This is a genomic window from Streptomyces sp. ICBB 8177, from assembly GCF_003144095.1.
Taxonomy (GTDB): Bacteria; Actinomycetota; Actinomycetes; order Streptomycetales; family Streptomycetaceae; genus Streptantibioticus_D.
In genome coordinates this window covers 1,928,557-1,951,593 of sequence record NZ_NSKH01000018.1, presented here as the reverse complement: position 1 = coordinate 1,951,593, position 23,037 = coordinate 1,928,557, and the positions used below count along the sequence as shown (strand labels likewise).

Sequence of the window (23,037 nt, the reverse complement as noted above, 5' to 3'; positions counted from 1 at the left end):
CACGATGACCTCCCCCTTCAGCTACGCGCCCGCCCCCGAGTCGCGGTCGGTCGTCGAGATCGCCCCGTCCTACGGGCTGTTCGTCGACGGCGAGTTCCGCGAGGCGGCGGACGGCAAGGTCTTCAAGACCGTCAGCCCCTCCTCCGAGGAGGTGCTCTCCGAGGTCGCGCAGGCCGGCGCCGCCGACGTGGACGCCGCCGTGGGCGCCGCCCGCAAGGCGTTCGAGAAGTGGTCCGCGCTGCCGGGCGCCGAGCGCGCCAAGTACCTGTTCCGCATCGCCCGGATCGTCCAGGAGCGCTCGCGCGAACTGGCCGTGCTGGAGTCGCTGGACAACGGCAAGCCGATCCGCGAGTCGCGCGACGCCGACCTGCCGCTGGTCGCCGCGCACTTCTTCTACTACGCGGGCTGGGCCGACAAGCTGGGTCACGCCGGCTACGGGAGCGACCCGAAGCCGCTGGGCGTCGCGGCCCAGGTCATCCCGTGGAACTTCCCCCTGCTGATGCTGGCGTGGAAGGTCGCACCGGCCCTGGCCTGCGGCAACACGGTCGTGCTCAAGCCGGCCGAGACCACGCCGCTGTCCGCGCTGTTCTTCGCCGACATCTGCCGCCAGGCGGGCCTGCCCAAGGGTGTCGTCAACATCCTCACCGGTGACGGTTCGACCGGCGCCGAGCTGGTCGCGCACGAGGGCGTCGACAAGGTGGCGTTCACCGGCTCGACAGAGGTCGGCAAGGCGATCGCCCGCACCGTCGCGGGCACCCGCAAGAAGCTCACCCTGGAGCTGGGCGGCAAGGCGGCCAACATCGTCTTCGACGACGCGCCGGTCGACCAGGCCGTCGAGGGCATCGTCAACGGCATCTTCTTCAACCAGGGCCACGTGTGCTGCGCGGGCTCCCGCCTGCTGGTGCAGGAGTCGGTCGCCGACGAGGTGCTGGACGCGCTCAAGCGGCGTATGGCGACCCTGCGGGTCGGCGATCCGCTGGACAAGAACACCGACGTCGGCGCCATCAACTCCGCCGAGCAGCTGGCCCGGATCACCGCGCTGGCCGAGGCCGGGGAGGCGGAGGGCGCCGAGCGCTGGGCCCCGGCATGCGAACTGCCCTCCTCCGGCTACTGGTTCGCGCCGACGCTGTTCACCGGCGTCACCCAGGCGCACCGGATCGCCCGCGAGGAGATCTTCGGCCCGGTGCTGTCGGTGCTGACCTTCCGCACGCCCGCGGAGGCCGTGGAGAAGGCGAACAACACGCCGTACGGGCTGTCGGCGGGCATCTGGACCGAGAAGGGCTCGCGGATCCTGTGGATGGCCGACAAGCTGCGCGCGGGCGTGGTGTGGGCCAACACGTTCAACAAGTTCGACCCGACCTCGCCGTTCGGCGGCTACAAGGAGTCGGGCTTCGGTCGCGAGGGCGGCCGGCACGGTCTGGAGGCGTACCTCAATGTCTGACTCGCGCTTGAACGTCCTCAAGACCTACAAGTTGTTCGTCGGGGGCAGGTTCCCCCGGTCCGAGAGCGGGCGGGTGTACGAGGTGCAGGACGCGAAGGGCAACTGGCTCGCGAACGCCCCGCTGGCCTCGCGCAAGGACGCCCGGGACGCGGTCGTGGCCGCGCGCAAGGCGTTCGGCGGCTGGTCGGGGGCGACCGCGTACAACCGCGGCCAGGTCCTCTACCGCGTCGCGGAGATGCTGGAGGGGCGCCGCGAGCAGTTCGTCCGCGAGGTGGCCGACGCCGAGGGGCTGTCGAAGTCCAGGGCGGCGGCGGTCGTGGACTCAGGGATCGACCGCTGGGTCTGGTACGCGGGCTGGACGGACAAGATCGGGCAGATCGCGGGGGCCGCGAACCCGGTGGCCGGGCCGTACTTCAACCTCTCGACCACCGAGCCGACCGGCGTGGTCGCGGTGCTGGCGCCGCGCGAGTCGTCGTTCCTCGGCCTGATCTCGGTGCTGGCGCCGGTGATCGCGACCGGCAACACCGCGGTCGTGGTGACGTCGCATGACGCGCCGCTGCCCGCGCTGTCGCTGGCGGAGGTGCTGGCCACCTCGGACGTGCCCGGTGGCGTGGTGAACGTGCTGTCCGGCAAGGCCTCCGAGATCGCCCCGCACCTGGCCGCGCACGCCGACGTCAACGCGATCGACCTGACCGGCGCGGACGCCGACCTGGCGCGCGAGCTGGAGGTCGCGGCGGCGGAGAACCTCAAGCGGGTGCTGCGTCCGGCGGGGGCGGCCGAGGACTGGACGGCGGAGCCGGGCACCGAGCGGCTGCTGGCGTTCCTGGAGACCAAGACGGTCTGGCACCCGATCGGGGTGTGAACGCGGCCCTTCCGGCGGCGAACGAAGGCGGCGGTCCGTGTGCGTGACGGGCCGCCGCCTTCGGCGTGTCCGGGGGCCGCGGCGCGCTCACGGCGGGAGTCGGCGCGATCGCCGGAGCGGTCCGCTCAGCCGGGCAGCAGGTTGGTGACCTCGCCGACGAGCGGCAACTGGGACAGCGAGTCGCCGTCGGTCAGCGGCCCGGTGACCGTCTGGGTGCCGACCGGCTTGAAGTCGGCGATCTGGGTGCCGACGCCGTTGGTCAGCGGGTCGACGGTGGTGCGGGCCAGCGGGTCGAGCTGGAGGTGCTTGACGGGGGAGACGCCGCTCTCCAGTCCCTGGACCGTACCGCCCACCACGTCGTCGGCGCCGGGCAGTTGGCTCGCCTGGGCGGCGCCCGCGCCCGCGGCCAGGGCGGCCCCGGCGGCCGACAGGGCGAGTGCGGTACGCAGCAGGGCGCGGGAGGCGGAGGTGGTGCGGAACGACATGGGGTACCTGCCTGCCGGACGGTGCGGTGGTCTGTTGCTTCTGCCTGTGCGGTCTTCTGGTGCGGGCCAGGGCCGTAAGTCCGCTCATCGAACCGTACGATTAACGGGCATTACGGACACAACGCGCTGACCGCACAGCGTAGTTGATCCGGCGCGTACGGTCCACCAGCGCTCGTGCGCGGCGGATGCGTCACACTGGTCTTCCGTGACCACCGCTGATCCCGCCGCCCCCGCCGCCGTGCCCACCGCCCGCGTCGTCCTGCTGACCGGGCCCTCCGGGTCGGGGAAGTCCACGCTGGCCGAGCGCACCGGGCTGCCGGTGCTCAACCTCGACGACTTCTACAAGGCCGCCGGCGACCCCACGCTGCCCCAACTGCCGCACGGCGCGGGCCCCGACTGGGACTCGCCGCTGTCGTGGGACGCGGACGCGGCGATGGCCGCGCTGGAGACGCTGGCGCGGACGGGAACCGCGCGGGTGCCGGTGTACGACATCGCGTCCAGCTCGATCACGGGCGACGCGGTCGTCGGACTCGGCGGGGCCGGCCTGTTCGTGGCGGAGGGGATCTTCGCCGCCGAGCTGGTCGCGCGGTGCGAGGCGGCCGGGCTGCTGGGCGCGGCGGTGTGCCTGCGCGGGCGGCCGGTGGTGACGGCGTGGCGGCGGCTGCGCCGCGACCTGCGCGAGGGGCGCAAGTCGGTGCCGTACCTGCTGCGGCGCGGCTGGCGCCTGATGCGTGCGGAGCGCGGCATCGTGGCCCACCAGACCGCCCTGGGCGCGAAGGCGTGCGACGGCGGAGCGGCCCTCACCCTGATCACCCGCACGGCGTCGACGCCCGCCCGGTGCCAACCGCGGGCGTACGCGATCCGGTAGCCGGCGCGGGCGGTTGGGACGGGCGGGGCGTGGCGCACCCTGCCCGTCCCGCCCGTCGACGGGCCTTACTTCGGTTCGTAGGCAGTGGTGACCAGGAGGCCGCCGAGCAGCTGCGTTCCGCAGGTCTTCGCACCGACCCAGACGTTTCCGCTGTAGATGCCGCGCGCCGCGCCCTTGGGATAGTCCACGGTCATCTCCAGTGTGCGGGTGGAATGCCCGGGGATGTTGCCGAGCGTGCCGTCACCGCCGATCCAGACCGCGGACGCGCCGTTGACAGCCGGGTTCCAGCTCATCGGCATGTGGTGCCAGGAGCCGCCGTTGAACTTCCACCACACGGTGGGCGCAGGGCCCTTGTGGGTGGACGGGGACGTCATCTCGTAGTCGATGAACACCCCCGACAACGCGGTCGGCTTGGCGTCGCGGACCGTGGTGTAGGTGACGAGGTTCTGGCCCGGTTTGGTCGAGATCGGCTCGTCACCGAGGTTCCCCGAACCCGTGACCGCCCCGTAGACGCAGGTACCCGACGGCACCGAGGCCGGTGCCGCGGGCGCCGCCTGGGCCACTCCCGGCAGCAGCGCCAGCGCGCTCGCCCCCACGACCGCCACCGCGGTCACGCGCCTTGAGATCTTCATGCTTCCCCTCCTGATCGCGCCGTGTTCGCCACGAGCGTGCGCGCATCCTACGGAGCGCCCGGGAACGAGGGATCACCGGGAGGAGCGTGCGGCTCGGGCCCCGGCGGAGCGGCCCGTGGTCACGCCACGCCGAAGGCGGTCGCGGGCGCCTGCGGGGTCCCATTTCCCCGGCAGGCGCGCGCGACCGCCTGTTTCCCCTCGGCGCGGGGCCCTGCCCCGCTCCCCCTCGGTTCCCCCGGTCTTCTCAGGCCACCAGCTCGCCGAACGCCTCGGTCTCGTCGCGGCCCTGGGCGAGCGCCTGGTCGTCGCGCAGGCGGCGCAGCGAGCGCCAGATGCTGCTCTTGACGGTGCCGACGCTGATGCCCAGGATCTCGGCGATCTCCGGGTCGGTGCGGCCCTCGTAGTAGCGCAGCACCAGCATCGTGCGCTGCGCCTCGGGCAGCTTGGCCAGCGCCTGCCACAGGACGGCGCGCAGCTCGGTGCCGTGCATCTCGTCGCTGTCGCCGACCGTCTCGGGCAGTTCCTCGGTCGGGTACTCGTTGAGCTTGCGGCGGCGCCAGGCGGAGATGTGCAGGTTGGTCATGGTGCGGCGCAGGTAGCCGCCCACCGCGGCCTTGTCGGTGATCCGGTCCCAGGCGCGGTAGGTGGAGAACAGCGCGCTCTGCAGCAGGTCCTCCGCCTCGTGGCGGTCACCGGTGAGGTGGTAGGCGGTCGCGTACAGGGAGGCGCGGCGTTCGGCGACGTAGGCGGTGAAGTCCGCCTCGCTCGAACGGCTCTTCCGCTCCCCCGTGGCCTCCCCGTACGCGGTGGCGGCGACCCCCGCGGCCCCGCCCTCGATCGCGGTCATGAACGGCGCGCGGTGGCGCGCGGAACCCGACCCGACCGGCTGGCGTCCGGTGCCTCGGGAGACCTCAGGCCGCAGGCGCGGCGCGCACCCCCGCCCGCCCCTGCTCTGCGGCAGGAGGTGTCCCTCGGCACCGGACAGATTGTCGTTCCACTCGGCGGAGTGCGGGCGCTGCCGCACGATCGCGGCGGAGGTGGTGGTGTGCATGGCGCTCATCTCGGGACCCCCGTGGAGTGGAACCAGCTTCTGACGGATTCGGCGGTGGTCGGCCGCCGTGGAGAAAAGACTGTCGGATCAGTTTCATGGGGCTGTCCGTCGAATGTCACAGCACCGTCACAGCGCGGCCCGCTACGCCGGACGGACGTGACGCGACGGGCGGCGGACCCGTTCGTCATCGACGCGCGGGCGATCGCACGTGACGCAGGGTGAACGCCCGCGTGGTGTGAGGGGAATGGCGGGACGACGGCGGTCGTGGGCCGCCGGAGGCGTGCGACACAATGGCCTGCGTGCCCTACCTGTTGCTTATCGAGGACGACGACGCGATTCGTACCGGCCTCGAACTCGCCCTGACCCGACAGGGTCACCGTGTGGTGGCCGCCGCGACCGGCGAGGAGGGTCTGGAACGGCTGCGCGAGCAGCGTCCCGACCTGGTCGTGCTGGACGTGATGCTGCCGGGCATCGACGGGTTCGAGGTGTGCCGCCGCATCCGGCGTACCGACCAGTTGCCGATCATCCTGCTGACCGCGCGCAGCGACGACATCGACGTGGTCGTCGGCCTGGAGTCCGGCGCCGACGACTACGTGGTCAAGCCGATCCAGCCGAGGGTGCTGGACGCCCGCATCCGCGCCGTGCTGCGCCGGGGCGAGCGCGACAGCACCGACGCCGCCGCGTTCGGCTCGATCGTCATCGACCGCTCCGCCATGACCGTCACCAAGGACGGCGAGGACCTCCAACTGACGCCCACCGAGCTGCGGTTGCTGCTGGAGCTGAGCCGCAGGCCCGGACAGGCGCTGTCCCGTCAGCAGTTGCTGCGCCTGGTGTGGGAGCACGACTACCTCGGCGACTCCCGGCTGGTGGACGCGTGCGTGCAGCGGCTGCGGGCCAAGGTCGAGGACGTGCCCTCCTCGCCCCGGCTGATCCGCACCGTGCGGGGCGTCGGCTACCGGCTGGATCCGCCGCAGTGACCACGCCCTCCGCGGTGCGCCGCGTGCTGTCCTGGGTGACCCGGGTGCGGTTCGGCAGTCTGCGGCTGCGGCTGCTCGCGGTGTTCGCCGCGGTCGCGCTGACCGCGGCGGTGTCCGCGTCGGGGATCGCGTACTGGCTCAACCGCGACGCGGTGCTCACTCGCGCCCAGAACGCGGCGCTCGACGACTTCCGCGCCTCGATGACCCGCAACGTGGGCTCGCTCCCGGTGAACGCGCCCTGCGACGAGTTGCAGGAAGCCGCCGACCGGATGGCGAGCAACACCCAGAGCTACCAGGTCCTGCTGCTCGGCACGGACGTCAACGGCACGCGGTGCGCGGCCAGTTCGGACCGGGCCGCCTTCACGCTCTCCCAGGTGCCCGCGTCGCTGCGGACGGCCGTCGACAAGGCCCGGCCGCTGACCGACGGCAACCACGACGCGTACCACCTGTACTGGCAGCGCACGACGGTCGGCGGACACCCGTACCTGGTGGGCGGCGCGCGGATGATCGGCGACGGGCCGACCGGCTACATGTACAAGTCGCTGGCCGCCGAGCGCAGCGACCTCAACTCGCTCGCCTGGTCGCTGGGCATCGCCACGGCGCTGGCGCTGATCGGCGCCGCGCTGCTGGCGCAGGCCGCCGCCTCCACCGTGCTGCGGCCGGTGCAGCGGCTGAGTGTGGCCGCGCGCAGGCTGGGCGAGGGCAGGCTCGACACCAGGTTGCGGGTGTCGGGGACGGACGAACTGGCCGAGCTGTCACGGACGTTCAACAACGCGGCGGAGGCGTTGCAGCGCCAGGTCGAGGAGCTGAGCAACCGCGAGGCGGCCTCCCGGCGGTTCGTCGCCGACATGTCGCACGAGCTGCGCACCCCGCTGACCGCCATCACCGCCGTCACCGAGGTGCTGGAGGACGAGGCGGACTCCCTCGACCCGATGATCGCCCCCGCGGTGCGGCTGGTGGTCACCGAGACCCGCCGCCTCGGCGACCTGGTGGAGAACCTGATGGAGGTCACCCGCTTCGACGCCGGCACCGCCAAGCTGCGCGTCGACGAGGTCGACGTCGCCGACCTGGTGACCGCCTGCATCGACGCCCGCGCCTGGCTGGACGCGGTCGAACTCGACGCGCCGCGCGGCATTTTGGTCCGCCTCGACCCGCGCCGCCTGGACGTCGTCCTGGCCAACCTGATCGGCAACGCCCTCAAGCACGGCGGCTCCCCGGTCCGCGTCACGGTGCGCACGGAGGGGCCCGACGAGGGCGGGGCGCGAAACGCCTTTGCCGAGGGTGGTGGCGGGAGAGGGGCCGAACTGGTGGTACGGGTCGCGGACAACGGACCCGGCATCCCCGAGGACGTGCTGCCGCACGTCTTCGACCGCTTCTACAAGGCGGACGCCTCCCGTGCCCGCAGTGAGGGCAGCGGCCTGGGCCTGTCCATCGCCATGGAGAACGCGCACATCCACGGCGGCGACATCACCGCCGCCAACCGCCCCGAGGGCGGCGCGGTGTTCACCCTGCGCCTGCCGATGCCCCCGCCGGAAGGCGAGGAGCGCGACGGCGACGGCGACGGCGGCCACGGTGACGGGGCGGACCACGACCCCGCGGCGCACGACGGCCAGGGCGGCCACGCGGACGGGGGGCGGCGGTGAGACGTGCGACGACCCGCCCCGGGAACGGCACGACTGCGGGCAGGGCGGCGTCCCGGGCCGTCACGCGGGCGCTGCGGCTGACGCTGGGTCTCGCGGTGCTGGGCGGCGCCGCGGCGGGCTGCGGGATCAGGGCGACGGCCGTGCCGGTGGACGCCGGGCCCGCGCCGACCCGGGTCTCCTGCGCGCTGCCGCGGGCGAGTGCGTCCGACGACGCGGCGGGCCTGACCTCCGCCGAGGTCTACCTGGTGTGCAGCCAGCGGGTCTCACCGGTGCAACGCGCCGTCCCGGCGAAGGCGTTGAACCAGTCGGGTCGCCTGAACGCGGCGCGGCTGCTGCTGGCCGAGCTGGAACGCAAGCCGGACCAGGCCGAGGAGAAGGGCGGCTTCGCCACCGAGGTGCCCGGCGGCCTCCAGGTCTCCGGGCCCGCGCAGGGCGACCCGGCCGCGACGCTCCGCCTCGACCAGGACCCCGACGACCTGCCCTCGTACGCGATGGGCCAGCTGGTGTGCACCTTCGCGGGCACCCCGGCGGGCGACTCGGGCCGCACGGTCGTGCTGGGCGGGCCCGACCCGCACGTGCCGCCGCGCCGCTACACCTGCGACGAGACGATGCGCACGGTGCCGGACGCGGGCACGACGGCGGGCAAGCCGGTGTCGTAGGACGACCGGCGGCGCGTCGGACGTGACCCGGGTCGCACCGGTGGGCACGGAACCGGCGCCTGGCCGGCGGCGTCCCTACTTGACGTGCAGCGAGAAGTGCTTCCCGTCGAGGAGCGGACCACGCGCGGCGGCGGGCGGCGACAGCCATCCCCGATGTGGGCGCGTCCGGTGGGCGCCGCTCTCGTCGCACTCCACCTCGTCGGCGTCTACCTGCTGGCGCTGCGCCCGACGTCGGGCACCTGGATCCCGGCCGGGAGCGTGGTGCCGCTGCACACCATCCGGCAGTACCTGGAACTCGGCCCGGCCGCCGCCGTGCACCACCTGGCCGCCGGGCTGTTGCTGCTGGCGCCGCTGGGCGTACTGCTGCCGCTGGCCGGCGGCCGGGTGACCACCTCGGCGCCGGCCTCCTTCGCGCGCACGGCGTTCGGCGGGCTGATGCTGGCGTTCGGCGCGGAGGTCGTACGGACCGGGGTCGCCGGTTCGGTCTTCGACGTGGACGTGGTGCTGCTCAACACGCTCGGGGTGGTGCTGGCGCACCTCGCCGTGGTCCCGGCGGCCCGCGCGGCGCTGCGGCGGCGCGGCTACGGACGGCCCGCCGAGCCGCGGACGGCCGACTCGGCCGTGGGGACGGCGGGAGGGGGCGCGGTGGCTTCGGGAGCGGCGGGCGCGGGGGCCGGTTCCGGCGCCGCGCTGCCGTCGGTGCGGCTGGTGCCGTAAGCCGCGGGTCCCGCGGCGCGGTGGCCCCGGGTACGCCAACGGGCCGCGCCCGGTGAAGGAGCACGGCCCGTTTGCGGACATGCGACGCACGCGGTCGGCGGCGCGTCGGTGCCGTTGGCGTGCGGGCGTCAGCCGCCCAGCGGGAGCGAACCGCTCAGGTTGCCGACCGGCAGACCGCCCAGCAGGCCGCCGCCGTTGGCGGCGGCGAGGGTCGACGGGGCGTTGTGCACGACGCCCTTGACCGCGTCGGTGGCCTGGGCGGCACCCGGGACCAGGTTGGAGACCTGGTCGACCGGCAGCTGCGTGGTGAGCGCGTCGAGAGCGGAGGCCGGGTCCGCGGCGGGCACCGAGGGGAGCGCCGGGGCCGCGCTGGCCGTGCCGGCGGCCGCGGCGGCGAAGGCCACGCCGAGAGCGGCGGCACCGAGGGTCTTCATGGTTCCGGTCTTCATCGAATTACATCCTCGAACGATGGCTTGTGTCGGCGATGGCGTGCGCCGGCCCGCGATGGCGTGCGGACCGCTACCGTTACCGCGGAAAGTGGTGATCACGACAGGTGAAGCTGTGATCACCGTTCGTCAGACGCTAGCCAGGTGCGCCATGCCGCGCAAACAACGGGCCGGGGCCGCGCGCCTCGCGCGTGACCCCGGCCTGCCTGCCTCGTTCGGGCGGTTCCGCGCCGCCGTCCCGTTACGCGCCGGGCGTGGCGGAACCGCTGGCCACGCCGGATGATCCGGCCGCGGGCTGGAACAGCCATTCGGCCTTCAACTCGGCGTAACCCGGCTTGATCACGTCATTGATCATGGCCAGACGTTCGTCAAAAGGAATGAACGCGGACTTCATGGAATTGACGGTGATCCATTCCAGGTCGTCCAGCGTGTAGCCGAAGGCGTCCACCAGATGGCCGAACTCGCGGCTCATGCTGGTCGCGCTCATCAGCCGGTTGTCGGTGTTGACGGTGACCCGGAAGTGCAGCGCGCGCAGCAGGCCGATCGGGTGCCGGTCGTACGAAGGGGCCGCGCCCGTCTGGAGGTTGGAGGTCGGGCACAGCTCCAGCGGGATGCGCTTGTCTCGCACGTAGGAGGCGAGCCGGCCCAGCTTGACCGTGCCGTCCTCGGCGACGTGGATGTCGTCGATCAGCCGCACGCCGTGGCCGAGCCGGTCCGCGCCGCACCACTGGAGCGCCTGCCAGATCGACGGCAGGCCGAACGCCTCGCCGGCGTGGATGGTGAAGTGGTTGTTCTCCCGCTTGAGGTACTCGAAGGCGTCGAGGTGGCGGGTCGGAGGGAAGCCGGCCTCCGCGCCCGCGATGTCGAAGCCGACGACGCCCAGGTCGCGGTAGCGGTTGGCGAGTTCGGCGATCTCCAGCGAACGGGCCGCGTGCCGCATCGCGGTCAGCAGCGCGCCGACCCGGATGCGGTGGCCGGCCGCCAGCGCGCGGCGCTCGCCTTCCCTGAAACCCTCGTTGACGGTCTCGACGACCTCTTCGAGGGACAGGCCCGCCTCCAGGTGCTGCTCGGGGGCGTAGCGGATCTCGGCGTAGACCACGCCGTCGGCCGCCAGGTCCTCGGCGCACTCGGCGGCGACCCGGAAGAGCGCGTCGCGGGTCTGCATCACGGCGCAGGTGTGGGCGAAGGTCTCCAGGTAGCGTTCCAGGCCCTTGCCGCCGTCGTCGCCTTGCGCCTTGCCCGGGGAGTCCGCGGCATCGCGGAACCACTCGGCGAGCTTGCCCGGTTCGGTCTCCGGCAGGTCGCGGTAGCCGACCGCGTCGGCGAGTTCGATCACCGTCGAGGGGCGCAGGCCGCCGTCGAGGTGGTCGTGGAGCAGCACCTTGGGAGCGCGCACGATGCGCTCCGCGGTGGCGGTGGCGGGGGTGACGACCGCCCGGCCGGCGCGGGAGGCACCGGCGGCGGCTGGTACGGCGGCCCCGGCGCCGGCGCGCGGGGCGGTCTCGGCCGCGGTGTGCGGCGTGCCGGTCTCGCCGGCGTGACTGTTCTCGCTCTGCATTGGCCGATGTTAGCCCCTACGCGCGTAGACAGTGGCCGAAGAAGGCTCTGGGGGCGTTCTGATACCGAAGATTGACCTACTGGCCAGGTGGTGACCACCGATCCTTCTGCCAAGGTTTTGCCATGGCTTCGCAAGCTCTGCCTGTACGTGGTGCCCGGCTGGGGCGCGCGGTGGGCGCCGACGCGGTCCGCGGCGTGCGCGCGGCGGTGATCGTGCTGCCCGCGGCGCTGCCGACGAGCACCCGGCACGGCTCGCCGCTGTCGACCGCGGCGGTCCGCCCGATCGTGCGGCGGCTGGCCCGCGCCGGGGCGCAGGAGGGGCTGGTCGCGCACGTCGTGCGGTACCGCTTCCGCGGCTGGAACGGCGGCCACGCGCATCCGGCGCGGGACGCGGCCTGGGCGGCCGACGAGGTCGTGCGGCGGTACGGGGACGTGCCGGTGTGCCTGGTCGGCTTCGACATGGGCGCGCGAGCCGCCCTGCACGCGGCGGGCCACCCGGCCGTCCACGCGGTGGTCGCCCTCGCCCCCTGGCTGCCGTCCGGCCCCGAACCCGATCCGGTGAAACAGCTCGCCGGCCGCCACGTGCTGATCGCCCACGGCACGGACGACTCGGTCTGCGACCCGGAGTTGTCGTACCGCTACGCGGCCCGCGCGAAGAAGATCAACCCCGACGTCTGCCGCTTCGAGGTCCACTCCGACGGCCACGCCCTGCACCACCACCGCCCCGAAGTCCTCGCCCTGGCCCAGGACTTCACCCTCGGCACCCTGTGCGGCCACCCGCTCTCCCGCCCAGTCGTCGACGCCCTGGCCGCCCCCCCGCCCCTGGGCCTGCGCATGCCACTGGCTTCGGGGTTCGGACGGGGGCGGTGAGCGGGGGCGGACGGCGACACGGAGCCGACGTCGCGGGTTACGGTGTGAGGACCGACCGGCGCAGGAGGAGACATGGGCGCGGAGCAGACCACGGGGGACGGCCCGCTCGTCCCGATGCCGCCCCTGACGCCCACCGCTCTTCGACGCGCGGTGGCGCAGATCGCCCCCGCCCAGCTGGCGGCCTTCCGGGACCACTTGGAGGAGGCGGCGGAGCAGGCGGCCTCCTCCAGCTCGACGGCGCCGCTGCGCTCCTTCCTCCGTTACTGGGGTGAGTTCGTCGCCGTCCAGCGCCACCCGGCGCGGGCGGCGCGGCTGCGCGAGCTGGAGAACACCGCGCAGAACGCCACGGACCCGGCCGCCGCCCGCGCCGCGCTGGCCGGTGTCCGCGAGATCATGGCTCAGGCGCAGCGCGAGGTGCACGCGTGACCGACGGCTGGTCCTGGGAGTACGACCCGGACGAGCGGCACGTCGTCGCAGGCCTGCCCGGCGAAGCGGTCATCGAGGTGGAGCGGCTCGCCGGCCAGCTCGCCATCCTCGGGCGGGACGCGCTGGACGCGGGCCGCGGCCGACTCGAAGGCGGTGGTTTGCGGACCCTGGACCTCTTCGGTGGCCGGGGCTTCCTGACCTTCTTGGTGATCGAGCGGTTGGAGCGGGTCTTCGTCGTCCGCGTGGTCTGGTACGGCTGAGCCGACCGGTCGTTCCGCCCCACGACCCAGCCGTGATGTCTAGCGCGGCAGCAGGCGCCCCCGTCTGGCGAGGAGGAAGCGCTTGAAGGCTGCCACCGGTGGGGTGTCGGGGTGGCCGTCCAGCCAGGCCACGCCGATCTCCCGGACCGCCTTCGGGGCGGTGACCGCGAGTTCGACGACGCCGGGGCGCGGGACCGCGGGCGGCGGGAGCAGGGCGACACCCAGGCCCGCCGCGACCAGGCCGCGCAGCGTCTCCGCCTCCTCGCCCTCGAAGGCGACCTTCGGGGTGAAGCCCGCCTCCTCGCACAGCGCGTCGGTGATGCGCCGCAGCCCGTAGCCCGCCTCCAGGGTCACGAACCACTCCCCCCTCGCCTCCGCGACCCGCACCCGTCGGCGTCCGGCCAGCCGGTGGCCCTCCGGGACGACCAGCCGCAGCCGCTGCTCGTCCAGCCTGCGCACCACCAGGTCCGGCGCGTACGGCAGCGGCGCGGTCAGGCACAGGTCCAACTCCCCCGCGCGCAGCCTCTCCAGCATCGCCTCGCCGTAGTTCTGCACGAGCTGGAAGCGCACCCCGGGGTGATCCGCCCGGAACTCCCGCAGCAGGCTCGGCACCGTCTCCGGGCCCAGCGTGTGCAGGAAGCCGAACGCCACCTTGCCGCTGTCCGGGTCGGCGTCGGCCCGTACCTCCTCCGCGGCCCGTCGCACGCCGTCCAGCGCGCGTTCCACCGAGGCCAGGAAGGCGCGGCCCGCCGGGGTGAGCGAGACGGTGCGGCCGTGCCGGGCGAAGAGCGCGACCCCGAGGTCGGCCTCCAGCCGGGCCATCGCGCGGCTGAGGGTGGACTGCGGCACGCCGAGTTGCTGCGCGGCGCGCGTCACGTGTTCGTGCCGGGCGACCGCGGCGAACTGCGCGAGCCGGGGCGTTAGCAGCCCGTCCCACGCCACCTCCGCGTGCTCCGGGTGAGCCGTCGCGTTCGTCACGGAAATGTCCTCTTCTTTGCGACCGCGTGACATCGACCGCTCTGACCTGCTCTCATGCGCCACAGCATCGATTATCGGCCATTCGTGCATTGGACGCATGAAAAGCGCCGCCGTAGCGTCGAGGCATGCCTTCCGCGGATACCGGGGCGGCTCGCGACGCCGCCTCCCTCGCCACGCAGACCACCTCTCGACTGCCCGCCGACACCAAGCTGTTGCCCGGCACCTCGGCCTACCGCCGGGCGATCCTCGCGCTGTTCGCCGCGGGCACGGCGACCTTCCTGCTGCTGTACTCCACGCAGGGCGTACTGCCCGCGATCTCCGCCGGCCTGCGGGTGACCCCGGCGCAGGCCAGTCTCACGGTGGCGATGACGACCGCGGGGCTCGCGGTGGCGCTGATCCCGCTGTCCGCGCTGTCGGAACGCTTCGGCCGGGTGCCGGTGATGGCGGCCTCCGTCTTCAGCGCCGCGCTGATCGGGCTCGCGGTGCCGTTCGCGCCGGACCTCACCACGCTGGTGGCCCTGCGCACGCTCCAGGGCGTCGCGCTGGCCGGGCTGCCGGCGACCGCGATGGCGTACCTGGCGGAGGAGGTCTCGCAGGCCGCGATCGCCTCGGCGATCGGGCTGTACGTGGCGGGCAACAGCATCGGCGGCATGTGCTCGCGGGTCATCGCGGGCTTCGTCACGCAGTTCGCGGGCTGGCGGGTGGCGCTCGGGGTGCTGGGCGTGCTGTCGCTGGCGTGCGCGGTGGCGTTCGTGCTGCTGGCGCCGAAGGCCCGGCACTTTCGTCCCGCACCGATCTCGCCGCGGGCGCTGGCCCGCACCGTCGGCGGCCACCTGGGCGATCCGCTGCTGGTGCGGCTGTATCTGCTGGGCATGCTGTTCATGGCGGTCTTCGGCTCGGTCTACACCGTGCTCGGCTACCGGCTGACCGCGGCGCCGTTCAACCTGCCCGAGGGGCTGGTCGGGGCGATCTTCCTGGTCTACCTGGTCGGCACGGCGTCCAGTGCGGCGACCGGCCGCCTGGTGGCGGGACTCGGGCGGCGCGGCGCCCTGTACGCGGGGATCGCGCTGGTGGCCGCCGGTCTCGGGCTGACGCTGCTGGCGTCGCTGGCCGCGGTGCTGGGCGGGCTCGTGCTGATCACGGCCGGGTTCTTCGTGGGGCACGCCACCGCGTCCGGCGCGGTCGGCCACACCGCGAAGGCGGCCCGCGCGCAGGCCTCCGCGCTCTATCTGACGGCGTACTACATCGGCAACAGCGTGGGCGGCATGGTCGGCGCGACCGCGTACCACGGCGACGGCTGGCCCGGCACGGTCGCGGTGGGACTGATCGCGATGGCGGCGGCGACGGGCATCACGCTGTACGGCACCCGTGCGGCCCGCAGGAGTTCGGGCCGCGTGCGGACGGCGTGAGGGGCTCTCACCTCACGGGGAAGACACTGGTGTCGACGGTGAGTGCGCTCATGGTGTCTCCTCACTCGGTACGCCACCCACCCAAGCATGACGAACGGGACCGGTGGCCGTCCACCGATCCCGTCCACCCCGGAAGGGGAAACCGCAGGTCAGGCCATGCGTCAGGCGATACGTTCCAGCACGATCGGGGCGGCCTCGTACGCCGTGCCGGCCGGCTCGATCGTCACGCCGCCCTCCAGCGCCTCGATGGCGTACGCGAAGCGCTCGGGGGTGTCGGTGTGCAGCGTCATCAGCGGCTCGCCCGCGGTGACCTGGTCGCCGGGCTTGGCGTGCAGTTCGACGCCCGCGCCCGCCTGCACGGGGTCCTCCTTGCGCGCGCGGCCCGCGCCGAGCCGCCAGGCGGCGACGCCGACCGCGTACGCGTCCAGGCCGGTGAGCACGCCGGTCGCGGAGGCGGTCACCACGTGCCGCTCGCGGGCGACGGGCAGCGGCGCGTCCGGGTCGCCGCCCTGCGCCGCGATCATGCGCCGCCAGTGGTCCATCGCGGAGCCGTCGCGCAGCGCCTTCTCGGGGTCGGCGTCCTTCAGCCCGGCCGCGTCCAGCATCTCGCGGGCCAGCGCGAGGGTCAGCTCGACCACGTCGGCCGGGCCGCCGCCCGCGAGCACCTCGACGGACTCGCGCACCTCCAGCGCGTTGCCCGCGGTCAGGCCCAGCGGGGTGGACATGCCGGTCAGCAACGCGACCGTGCGCACCCCGTGGTCGGTGCCCAACCCGACCATGGTGGAGGCGAGTTCCCGCGCGTCGTCGAGGTTCTTCATGAACGCGCCGGAGCCCACCTTGACGTCAAGCACCAGCGAACCGGTGCCCTCGGCGATCTTCTTGGACATGATGGACGAGGCGATCAGCGGGATCGCCTCGACCGTGCCGGTGACGTCGCGCAGCGCGTACAGCTTCTTGTCGGCCGGGGCGAGCCCGTCACCGGCCGCGCAGATGACCGCGCCGACGTCCCGCAGCACGCCCATCATCTCGTCGTTGGACAGCAGCGCCCGCCAGCCGGGGATGGACTCCAGCTTGTCCAGCGTGCCGCCGGTGTGGCCGAGGCCGCGGCCGGACAGCTGCGGAACGGCCGCGCCGCAGGCGGCGACCAGCGGGGCGAGCGGCAGCGTGATCTTGTCGCCGACGCCGCCGGTGGAGTGCTTGTCGGCGGTCGGCCGGGGCAGCGACGCGAAGTCCATCCGCTCGCCGGAGGCGATCATCGCCGCCGTCCAGCGGGCGATCTCGGCGCGGTCCATGCCGTTGAGCAGGATCGCCATGGCGAGCGCGGACATCTGCTCGTCGGCGACCTCGCCACGGGTGTACGCGTCGATCACCCAGTCGATCTGCTCGTCGGTCAGGCGGCCGCGGTCACGCTTGGTACGGATGACGGAGATGACGTCCATGAATGCGGTTCAGATCCTTACCTGTCTCAGCGGTTGAGGTCGTCGGCGCCGAAGGCGTCCGGGAGCAGCTCGCGCATCGGGCGGATGCCGCGGGCGGTGTCGACCAGCAGCTCGGGGCCGCCGTTCTCCCACAGCAGCTGGCGGCAGCGTCCGCACGGCATCAGCACCGAGCCGTCGCGGTCGCAGCAGGTGAACGCGGTCAGCTTGCCGCCGCCCGAGGCGTGCAGCGCGGAGACCAGGCCGCACTCGGCGCACAGCGCGACACCGTAGGCGGCGTTCTCCACGTTGCACCCGGTCACGGTGCGGCCGTCGTCGACCAGGGCGGCGGCGCCGACGGGGAAGCCCGAGTAGGGGGCGTAGGCCCGGGTCATGACCTCCCGGGCCCGCTCCCGCAGGGCCTCCCAGTCGACGGCGCCGGATTCGTCGCGTGCCGTCACTTGCCCTGGCCCTTCCGGTACGGCTTGCCGTCCGCCTTGGGCATGCGCAGCCGTTGCGCGGACAGCCCGAGGACCAGCAGCGTGGCGACGTACGGGGTGGCGCTCACGAACTCGGAGGGGATGGTGTCCGTCATGAGGAACCACAACAGCAGCAGGCCCGCGAAGACCGCGTTCAGCACGGCCTGCCGGTAGCTCTTACGGGAGAACTTCCAGGCCGCCATCAGGACCAGCAGCAGCACCAGCAGGAGCAGCAGCGCGTGCGCGGCCGGGCCGCCGTTGCGCAGCTGGAGGCTGTCGGTGTAGCCGAACAGGCCCGCGCCCATGGCGAGTCCGCCGGGCCGCCAGTTGCCGAAGATCATCGCGGCGAGGCCGATGTAGCCGCGGCCGCCGGTCTGGCCCTCGTTGTACGCGTGCGCCGGGACCATCGCGAGGAACGCGCCGCCGAATCCGGCCAGGGCGCCGGACATGATGACGGCGGCGTACTTGTAGCGGTAGACGTCGACGCCGAGCGACTCGGCGGCCACCGGCGCCTCGCCGCAGGAGCGCAGCCGCAGGCCGAACGACGTGCGCCACAGCACCCAGTACGTGGCGCCGAACAGCAGCGCGGCGATCACGGTGAACACCGACAGGTTGGTGATGAGGCCGCCCAGCACACCGGCCAGGTCGGAGACGAGGAACCAGTGGTGCGCCTCGATGTGCGCCAGCCACGGCGACAGGCCCGGCACGGTGATCGACGGGACGCTGCCGATGGGCGGGGACTGCTTGGGGTTGCCGCCGAGGGTGGCGGCCTTGCCGGTGTTGAACCAGATCTTGGCGAGGTACTCGGTGGCGCCCTGCGCGAGCAGCGTGAGCGCGACACCGGAGACGATGTGGTCGACGCCGAAGGTGACGGTGGCGATGGCGTGCACCAGCCCGCCGAGCGCGCCGCCGATGACACCGGCGAGCAGACCGATCCACGGGCCGTGCTGCCAGCCCGCCCAGGCGCCGAAGAAGCTGCCCAGGATCATCATGCCTTCGAGGCCGATGTTGACCACGCCGGCGCGTTCCGACCACAGGCCCGCGAGACCTGCGAGGCCCACGGGGACGGCCATCTGGAGCGCGCCGCCGATCTGGCCCGAGGAGGTGACGTCGCGGGCGCCGGTGATGGCCCGAACCGCCGCGACGGCGATCAGCGCGCCGGCGACGATCAGCAGGATCACCGGGGTGGACAGCTTGGTGCGCGGCGCCTTCGCGGGCGCGGTCTTGGCGGCCGGAGCCGCGGTGGTGGTGGTGCTCATACCGCAGCCCCCTGCGCCTCGGTCTTCTTCACGGAAGCGGCGGCGGCCAGCTCTTCGCCGACCTTGCGTTGCTGCCGGCCCAGGCCGTACCGCCGGACGACCTCGTAGGCGATGACGACGCACAGCACGATGACGCCCTGGATGACGCCGACGATCTCCTTGTCGTAGCCGTTGAACTCGAGCCAGTTGGAGGTGCGGTCCAAGAACGCCCACAGCAGCGCGCCGATGCCGATGCCGACCGGGTGGTTGCGGCCGAGCAGCGCGACGGCGATGCCGATGAAGCCGATGCCGGTGGGGAACTCGTCGCTGTAGGTGTGGGCCTCGTTGAGCAGCGCGGGCATGCCGACCAGACCGGCCAGCGCGCCGGAGATGACCATGCTGGTGACGATCATCTTCTTGACGTTGACACCGCTGGCCTCGGCGGCCGACTCCGACTGGCCTACGGTGCGCAGGTCGAAGCCGAAGCGGGTGCGCGCCAGCACGAACCAGTAGGCGACACCGGCGAGCACCGCGATCACGATGAAGCCCTCGATGGGGCCGGCCGCCGGGTTGGTGGTCATGGTGAAGAACCACGCCGACTTCGGCAGCATCGTGGTGTAGACGCTGTTGGTGTTGGAGTTCAGGTGCGCGAGCCTGCCGGGCTGGAGCAGGTAGGAGATGACCGCGGTGGCGATCGAGTTGAGCATGATCGTGGCGATCACCTCGCTCACGCCGCGGCCGACCTTCAAAAAGCCCGCGATCGCGGACCACGCGGCGGCGACCACCATCGACACGACGATGATCAGCGGGATCTCCAGGAACGACGGCAGGGTGACCATGCCGCCGACCACGGCGCCGAAGAAGGCGCCCATCCGGTACTGGCCGTCGACGCCGATGTTGAACAGGTTCATCCGGAACCCGATCGCGACGGCGAGACCGGCCAGGTAGTACGTGGTGGCCTCGTTGAGGATGAAGACCTGGCTGTCGCTCTTGAAGCCGTAACTGACCATGATCTGGAAGGCCTTGAACGGCTCCTTGCCAGTGGCCAGCAGCACCAGGGCGGTGACGACCAGCGCGGCGACCACCGCGAGGACGGGCGCCGCTATGCCGAGCAGCAGCCGGTCCTTGTCGATCTTGGCGAACTTCTTCATCAGTCCTCTCCCCCGGCCTTCTCGGAGGCGGTGTCGGAGACGGCGGTGCCGGTCACGGCCCCCGCGGCGGAGGCGTGTTCGAGGTGGCCGGAGCTGGCGCCGGTCATGGCGGAGCCCAGTTCCTCGGGGGTGATGGTGGCGGGGTCGGCGTCGGCGACCAGCCGCCCGCGGAACATCACCCGCAGGCAGTCGGACAGGCCGATCAGCTCGTCGAGGTCGGCGGAGATCAGCAGCACCGCCAGACCCTCGCGGCGGGCCGCGCGGATCTGGTCCCAGATCTGCGCTTGCGCGCCGACGTCCACGCCGCGCGTGGGGTGGGCGGCGATCAGCAGCTTGGGGTGGTGGCTCATCTCCCGGCCGACGATCAGCTTCTGCTGGTTGCCGCCGGACAGCGAGGCGGCGGTGACGTCGATGCCGGGGGTGCGCACGTCGTACTCGGCGACGATGCGCTCGGTGTCGCGGCGGGCGGCGGCCGGGTCCAGCAGCGCGCCCTTGCTGTTGGGCTGCTCGGTGACGTGGCCGAGGATGCGGTTCTCCCACAGCGGGGCCTCCAGCAGCAGGCCGTGCCGGTGGCGGTCCTCGGGGATGTAGCCGATGCCGTCCTCGCGCCGCTTGCGGGTCGGCGTGCGCGAGATGTCCTGGCCGTCGAGGGTGATCACGCCCGCGTCGGGGGCGCGCATGCCCATGATGGCCTCGACCAGTTCGGCCTGGCCGTTGCCCTCCACACCGGCGATGCCCAGCACTTCGCCCTTGTGGATGGTCAGGGCGATGTCGTCCAGCACGGTGCGCTCGACGCCGTCCTGGTCGGGGGCGGTGAGCCTCAGGCCTTCGACCTGGAGCATCGGCACGTCGGTGACGGTGGACTCGCGGGTCTCCGGCGACGGCAGTTCGCTGCCCACCATCAGCTCGGCGAGCTGCTTGGTGGTGATGGACTTCGGGTCGGCGGTGCCGACGGTGGTGCCGCGCCGGATGACGGTGATCTCGTCGGCGACGGAGAGCACCTCGCCCAGCTTGTGCGAGATGAAGATGACGGTCAGGCCCTCGGCCTTCAGCTCCCGCAGGTTGTCGAAGAGCGCGTCGACCTCCTGCGGGACCAGGACCGCGGTCGGCTCGTCGAGGATGAGGGTGCGAGCGCCGCGGTAGAGGACCTTGAGGATCTCCACCCGCTGCCGGTCGGCCACGCCGAGGTCCTCGACCAGCACGTCGGGCCGCACGCCCAGGCCGTACGCGTCGGAGATCTCGGTGATCCTCGCGCGCGCCTTCGCGCCGATGCCGTGCAGCTTCTCGCTGCCGAGCACCACGTTCTCCAGGACCGTCAGGTTGTCGGCGAGCATGAAGTGCTGGTGCACCATGCCGATGCCCCGGACGATGGCGTCGCCCGGGTTGGAGAACGAGACCTGCTCGCCGTCGATGGCGATGGTGCCCTCGTCCGGCTTCTGCATGCCGTAGAGGATCTTCATCAGGGTGGACTTGCCCGCACCGTTCTCGCCGACGAGGGCGTGCACGATGCCGCGGCGGACCGTGATGTCGATGTCGTGGTTGGCGACGACGCCGGGGAACCGCTTGGTGATTCCCTTGAGTTCCACGGCGGGGGCGGCGCTCGCGGGGGCTGCCGCGGCGGAAGGGGGACTGGACGCGTTGATGGCGCACTCTCCTCGGGGCGAAGGAGCCGGGCGGTGGGCGGTGGACACGGGTGGTGGGCGCGCCGGCCGGATGACCGTGCCCTGGTCGGGCGGAAGGCGAAGGGCGAAGGTACCGCGGCTACGGGCGTCTACGCGCGTAGCGGTACCGAGGGGAATCCACCGCCGGGCGGCAGCGCGTTCCGGCGGTGCTCCCCGGCGGCTTCACGGGTTTCCTCGGTGCGGCGCGAGGGGCCCGGAGGGAGGGGTTCCTCCCCCGACGGGCCCCGTACGCCTCGCGGTCGGCCCGCCCCGGACCCGCGACCGGGGGCCGGGCGGTGCGCCGCGGTCCCGGTCACGGGTGACCCGGGGTCAGACCCGTGGTCCGTGTCAGGGGGTCTGCTTGACCTTGATCTGACCGGAGATGATCTTCTTGGTGACCGCGTCCAGCTGCGGCTGGATGTCCTTGATGAACCCACCGCTGGTCGCCAGGCTGACACCGCCGTTGGCCAGGTTGTAGGTGTTGTTGCCGGTGAGCGGCTTGCCGTTGTGGATGCTCTGGATGAGGTCGAAGACGGCGACGTCCACGTTCTTGACCGCGGAGGTCAGGATGGAGTTCTTGTACTTCGCCAGTGCCGGGTCCTGGTACTGGTCGGAGTCGACGCCGATCGCCCAGGCGCCCTTCTTGGCCGCCACCGTCTCGATGGAGCCGGTGCCGGAGCTGCCGGCCGCGGAGTAGACGACGTCGATGCCCTGGGAGAGCATGCCCGCCGCGGCGCTGGCGCCCTTGTCGGGGCTGGAGAAGCCGGACAGGTCGGAACCGGTGCTCAGGTACTGCACGGTGACCTTGTCGGACGGCTTGGTGTCGGTGACACCCTGCTGGAAGCCCGCCTGGAAGCCCTTGATCAGCGCGTTGTCGACGCCGCCGATGAAGCCGATGTGGCCGGTCTTGGACTTCAGCGCCGCGGCCACACCCGCGAGGTAGGAGCTCTCCGGGGTGGCGAAGCTCATGCTGTCGATGTTCGCGCCCGGCACCACCGAGTCGACGATCGCGAAGGTGGTCTTGGGGAACTTCGGGGCCTCGGCCTTGAGGGCGTTGGCGTAGGCGAAGCCGACCGCGATGACCGGGTTGTAACCGTTGGACGCGAGGTCGTCGAGGTACTGCTCGCGGTCCTGGTCGGTGTCGGTCGTCTTGGCGGTCAGCTCCTTGGGCGTCCCACCGAACTCCTTGGTGGCCTTGTCCAGGCCGCGCGCGGCGGAGTCGTTGAACGAGTGGTCGCCGCGACCGCCGACGTCGTAGGCGATGCCGACCTTGAGACTGCTCTTCCCGGAGGAGGAGCCCGAGCTCTGGGTCGAGCTGGCGCCACACGCGGTGGCACTGAGGGCGAGGGCCGCGGTGGCTATACCGGCGGCGGCAAACCTGGTTACCCGGCGCACGAGGGGTACCCCTTCATCCATCTAGCGCCCCGTCCGGCGCTGGTTCTGCGGCAGCTTAACGCGCGTAGATGTCAGGTAAAGGGGGGTTGGGAACCCGTTATCGGATCGACGCCAACGCCAGGTTTCACGGCGATCAACGCCCGATGGCGGAGGAAGACCACCCTATCCGCCCGGCGCGACGAAGGATCCGCAGCTCAGGAGGGGGACGGGGCGGCGGACGACGTACCGGGCGGCCGGATGGTTCAGCCGTCCGGACCCGACTGGCCGGCCGGTTCGGGAAGGTTGCGCGGGCTGTTCATCGGAAGGGTCGTTGACGGGGTGCGGGCCGAGCCCGGAGGGTGATCCGAAGCGGCATGAACGTTCCACCCGCGCCCTACGTGTACGAGGTACGTGTAACGACGTCGAGCACCGTCCCCG

Annotated in this window: 23 protein-coding genes; 11 read left to right on the top strand and 12 right to left on the bottom strand. The window is 72.5% G+C overall.

Translation table 11 applies throughout. The features are described 5' to 3' along the window. Nucleotides 1–4 precede the first annotated feature (4 nt). The gene (locus CK485_RS17240) at nucleotides 5–1,441 is read left to right on the top strand and encodes an aldehyde dehydrogenase family protein (protein WP_109451570.1); all 1,437 of its coding nucleotides are present in this window, start codon (nucleotides 5–7) and stop codon (nucleotides 1,439–1,441) included. Continuing rightward, nucleotides 1,434–2,303: an aldehyde dehydrogenase family protein gene (locus CK485_RS17235; protein ID WP_109451568.1), complete on the top strand. Its 870-nt coding sequence runs from the start codon at nucleotides 1,434–1,436 to the stop codon at nucleotides 2,301–2,303. Before CK485_RS17240 ends, CK485_RS17235 begins: the two co-directional genes overlap by 8 nt. Before the next feature lie 125 nt (nucleotides 2,304–2,428). On the opposite strand, the gene CK485_RS17230 is transcribed toward CK485_RS17235, so the two are convergent. Next, nucleotides 2,429–2,788, bottom strand: a complete 360-nt coding sequence (locus CK485_RS17230; protein WP_109451566.1) for a hypothetical protein — start codon at nucleotides 2,786–2,788, stop codon at nucleotides 2,429–2,431. Between the two features lie 205 nt (nucleotides 2,789–2,993). On the opposite strand from CK485_RS17230, the gene CK485_RS17225 reads away from it, so the two are divergent. After that, nucleotides 2,994–3,656: an ATP-binding protein gene (locus CK485_RS17225; RefSeq protein ID WP_241968379.1), complete on the top strand. Its 663-nt coding sequence runs from the start codon at nucleotides 2,994–2,996 to the stop codon at nucleotides 3,654–3,656. A 65-nt stretch (nucleotides 3,657–3,721) separates the two neighbouring features. Here CK485_RS17225 and CK485_RS17220 read toward each other — a convergent pair whose 3' ends face one another. Together CK485_RS17220 and CK485_RS17215 are read right to left on the bottom strand one after the other, a co-directional pair. After that, entirely contained in the window at nucleotides 3,722–4,288 is a 567-nt protein-coding gene (locus CK485_RS17220) for a hypothetical protein (RefSeq protein ID WP_109451564.1), read from the bottom strand. 244 nt (nucleotides 4,289–4,532) lie between these two features. Next, nucleotides 4,533–5,348, bottom strand: a complete 816-nt coding sequence (locus CK485_RS17215; RefSeq protein ID WP_199239373.1) for a SigE family RNA polymerase sigma factor — start codon at nucleotides 5,346–5,348, stop codon at nucleotides 4,533–4,535. 290 nt (nucleotides 5,349–5,638) lie between these two features. On the opposite strand from CK485_RS17215, the gene CK485_RS17210 reads away from it, so the two are divergent. The 4 genes from CK485_RS17210 to CK485_RS17195 all read left to right on the top strand — a co-directional run bounded on the left by CK485_RS17210 (nucleotide 5,639) and on the right by CK485_RS17195 (nucleotide 9,335). Continuing rightward, on the top strand, nucleotides 5,639–6,316 hold the full coding sequence (locus CK485_RS17210; RefSeq protein ID WP_199239372.1) for a response regulator transcription factor: 678 nt from the start codon (nucleotides 5,639–5,641) through the stop codon (nucleotides 6,314–6,316). After that, nucleotides 6,313–7,959, top strand: a complete 1,647-nt coding sequence (locus tag CK485_RS17205; RefSeq protein ID WP_109451559.1) for a HAMP domain-containing sensor histidine kinase — start codon at nucleotides 6,313–6,315, stop codon at nucleotides 7,957–7,959. Before CK485_RS17210 ends, CK485_RS17205 begins: the two co-directional genes overlap by 4 nt. Then, nucleotides 7,956–8,618, top strand: coding sequence for a hypothetical protein (locus CK485_RS17200; protein ID WP_199239371.1), 663 nt, complete (start codon nucleotides 7,956–7,958; stop codon nucleotides 8,616–8,618). The genes CK485_RS17205 and CK485_RS17200 overlap by 4 nt, the downstream gene beginning before the upstream one ends. Before the next feature lie 153 nt (nucleotides 8,619–8,771). Then, nucleotides 8,772–9,335: a VanZ family protein gene (locus CK485_RS17195; RefSeq protein ID WP_241968378.1), complete on the top strand. Its 564-nt coding sequence runs from the start codon at nucleotides 8,772–8,774 to the stop codon at nucleotides 9,333–9,335. A 128-nt stretch (nucleotides 9,336–9,463) separates the two neighbouring features. Here the strand turns inward: CK485_RS17195 and CK485_RS17190 are convergent, their stop codons facing one another. Together CK485_RS17190 and CK485_RS17185 are read right to left on the bottom strand one after the other, a co-directional pair. Beyond that, a complete protein-coding gene (locus CK485_RS17190) occupies nucleotides 9,464–9,784 on the bottom strand; it encodes a hypothetical protein (RefSeq protein WP_109451557.1) in 321 nt (106 codons plus the stop codon). Nucleotides 9,785–10,022: 238 nt separating this feature from the next. Continuing rightward, entirely contained in the window at nucleotides 10,023–11,339 is a 1,317-nt protein-coding gene (locus tag CK485_RS17185) for an adenosine deaminase (protein WP_109451555.1), read from the bottom strand. 122 nt (nucleotides 11,340–11,461) lie between these two features. On the opposite strand from CK485_RS17185, the gene CK485_RS17180 reads away from it, so the two are divergent. From CK485_RS17180 to CK485_RS17170, 3 genes are all read left to right on the top strand, one after another. Continuing rightward, the gene (locus CK485_RS17180; RefSeq protein WP_109451553.1) at nucleotides 11,462–12,208 is read left to right on the top strand and encodes an alpha/beta hydrolase; all 747 of its coding nucleotides are present in this window, start codon (nucleotides 11,462–11,464) and stop codon (nucleotides 12,206–12,208) included. Nucleotides 12,209–12,280: 72 nt separating this feature from the next. Then, entirely contained in the window at nucleotides 12,281–12,634 is a 354-nt protein-coding gene (locus tag CK485_RS17175; protein ID WP_109451551.1) for a hypothetical protein, read from the top strand. Next, on the top strand, nucleotides 12,631–12,894 hold the full coding sequence (locus CK485_RS17170; protein WP_109451549.1) for a hypothetical protein: 264 nt from the start codon (nucleotides 12,631–12,633) through the stop codon (nucleotides 12,892–12,894). Before CK485_RS17175 ends, CK485_RS17170 begins: the two co-directional genes overlap by 4 nt. 39 nt (nucleotides 12,895–12,933) lie before the next feature. Here CK485_RS17170 and CK485_RS17165 read toward each other — a convergent pair whose 3' ends face one another. Beyond that, on the bottom strand, nucleotides 12,934–13,905 hold the full coding sequence (locus CK485_RS17165; RefSeq protein WP_109451547.1) for a LysR family transcriptional regulator: 972 nt from the start codon (nucleotides 13,903–13,905) through the stop codon (nucleotides 12,934–12,936). 92 nt (nucleotides 13,906–13,997) lie between these two features. Between CK485_RS17165 and CK485_RS17160 the strand changes: the two genes are divergently transcribed. After that, complete coding sequence (locus tag CK485_RS17160) at nucleotides 13,998–15,281, top strand: MFS transporter (RefSeq protein ID WP_109451545.1); 1,284 nt, start codon at nucleotides 13,998–14,000, stop codon at nucleotides 15,279–15,281. Nucleotides 15,282–15,442: 161 nt separating this feature from the next. Here CK485_RS17160 and CK485_RS17155 read toward each other — a convergent pair whose 3' ends face one another. The 6 genes from CK485_RS17155 to CK485_RS17130 form a co-directional block, all read right to left on the bottom strand. Beyond that, on the bottom strand, nucleotides 15,443–16,720 hold the full coding sequence (locus CK485_RS17155) for a thymidine phosphorylase (RefSeq protein ID WP_109451543.1): 1,278 nt from the start codon (nucleotides 16,718–16,720) through the stop codon (nucleotides 15,443–15,445). 26 nt (nucleotides 16,721–16,746) lie between these two features. After that, nucleotides 16,747–17,157, bottom strand: a complete 411-nt coding sequence (locus tag CK485_RS29685; RefSeq protein WP_109451542.1) for a cytidine deaminase — start codon at nucleotides 17,155–17,157, stop codon at nucleotides 16,747–16,749. Continuing rightward, entirely contained in the window at nucleotides 17,154–18,434 is a 1,281-nt protein-coding gene (locus tag CK485_RS29680; protein ID WP_109451540.1) for an ABC transporter permease, read from the bottom strand. Before CK485_RS29680 ends, CK485_RS29685 begins: the two co-directional genes overlap by 4 nt. Next, nucleotides 18,431–19,564: an ABC transporter permease gene (locus CK485_RS17140; protein ID WP_109451538.1), complete on the bottom strand. Its 1,134-nt coding sequence runs from the start codon at nucleotides 19,562–19,564 to the stop codon at nucleotides 18,431–18,433. The genes CK485_RS29680 and CK485_RS17140 overlap by 4 nt, the downstream gene beginning before the upstream one ends. Next, nucleotides 19,564–21,207 (bottom strand): ABC transporter ATP-binding protein, encoded by a 1,644-nt coding sequence (locus CK485_RS17135; protein ID WP_109453146.1) that lies wholly within the window; start codon nucleotides 21,205–21,207, stop codon nucleotides 19,564–19,566. The genes CK485_RS17140 and CK485_RS17135 overlap by 1 nt, the downstream gene beginning before the upstream one ends. Nucleotides 21,208–21,573: 366 nt before the next feature. Beyond that, nucleotides 21,574–22,620 (bottom strand): BMP family ABC transporter substrate-binding protein, encoded by a 1,047-nt coding sequence (locus CK485_RS17130; RefSeq protein WP_109451536.1) that lies wholly within the window; start codon nucleotides 22,618–22,620, stop codon nucleotides 21,574–21,576. Nucleotides 22,621–23,037: the final 417 nt, after the last annotated feature.

Bases quoted from the DNA above. Each gene is read 5' to 3' on its own strand.
- CK485_RS17180 (WP_109451553.1), top strand. From the start codon at position 11,462: ATGGCTTCGCAAGCTCTGCCTGTACGTGGTGCCCGGCTGGGGCGCGCG.
- CK485_RS17140 (WP_109451538.1), bottom strand. From the start codon at position 19,564: ATGAAGAAGTTCGCCAAGATCGACAAGGACCGGCTGCTGCTCGGCATA.
- CK485_RS17185 (WP_109451555.1), bottom strand. From the start codon at position 11,339: ATGCAGAGCGAGAACAGTCACGCCGGCGAGACCGGCACGCCGCACACC.
- CK485_RS29680 (WP_109451540.1), bottom strand. From the start codon at position 18,434: ATGAGCACCACCACCACCGCGGCTCCGGCCGCCAAGACCGCGCCCGCG.
- CK485_RS17220 (WP_109451564.1), bottom strand. From the start codon at position 4,288: ATGAAGATCTCAAGGCGCGTGACCGCGGTGGCGGTCGTGGGGGCGAGC.
- CK485_RS17155 (WP_109451543.1), bottom strand. From the start codon at position 16,720: ATGGACGTCATCTCCGTCATCCGTACCAAGCGTGACCGCGGCCGCCTG.
- CK485_RS17235 (WP_109451568.1), top strand. From the start codon at position 1,434: ATGTCTGACTCGCGCTTGAACGTCCTCAAGACCTACAAGTTGTTCGTC.
- CK485_RS17230 (WP_109451566.1), bottom strand. From the start codon at position 2,788: ATGTCGTTCCGCACCACCTCCGCCTCCCGCGCCCTGCTGCGTACCGCA.
- CK485_RS17175 (WP_109451551.1), top strand. From the start codon at position 12,281: ATGGGCGCGGAGCAGACCACGGGGGACGGCCCGCTCGTCCCGATGCCG.
- CK485_RS17160 (WP_109451545.1), top strand. From the start codon at position 13,998: ATGCCTTCCGCGGATACCGGGGCGGCTCGCGACGCCGCCTCCCTCGCC.
- CK485_RS17215 (WP_199239373.1), bottom strand. From the start codon at position 5,348: ATGAGCGCCATGCACACCACCACCTCCGCCGCGATCGTGCGGCAGCGC.
- CK485_RS17195 (WP_241968378.1), top strand. From the start codon at position 8,772: ATGTGGGCGCGTCCGGTGGGCGCCGCTCTCGTCGCACTCCACCTCGTC.
- CK485_RS17165 (WP_109451547.1), bottom strand. From the start codon at position 13,905: ATGTCACGCGGTCGCAAAGAAGAGGACATTTCCGTGACGAACGCGACG.
- CK485_RS17240 (WP_109451570.1), top strand. From the start codon at position 5: ATGACCTCCCCCTTCAGCTACGCGCCCGCCCCCGAGTCGCGGTCGGTC.
- CK485_RS17190 (WP_109451557.1), bottom strand. From the start codon at position 9,784: ATGAAGACCGGAACCATGAAGACCCTCGGTGCCGCCGCTCTCGGCGTG.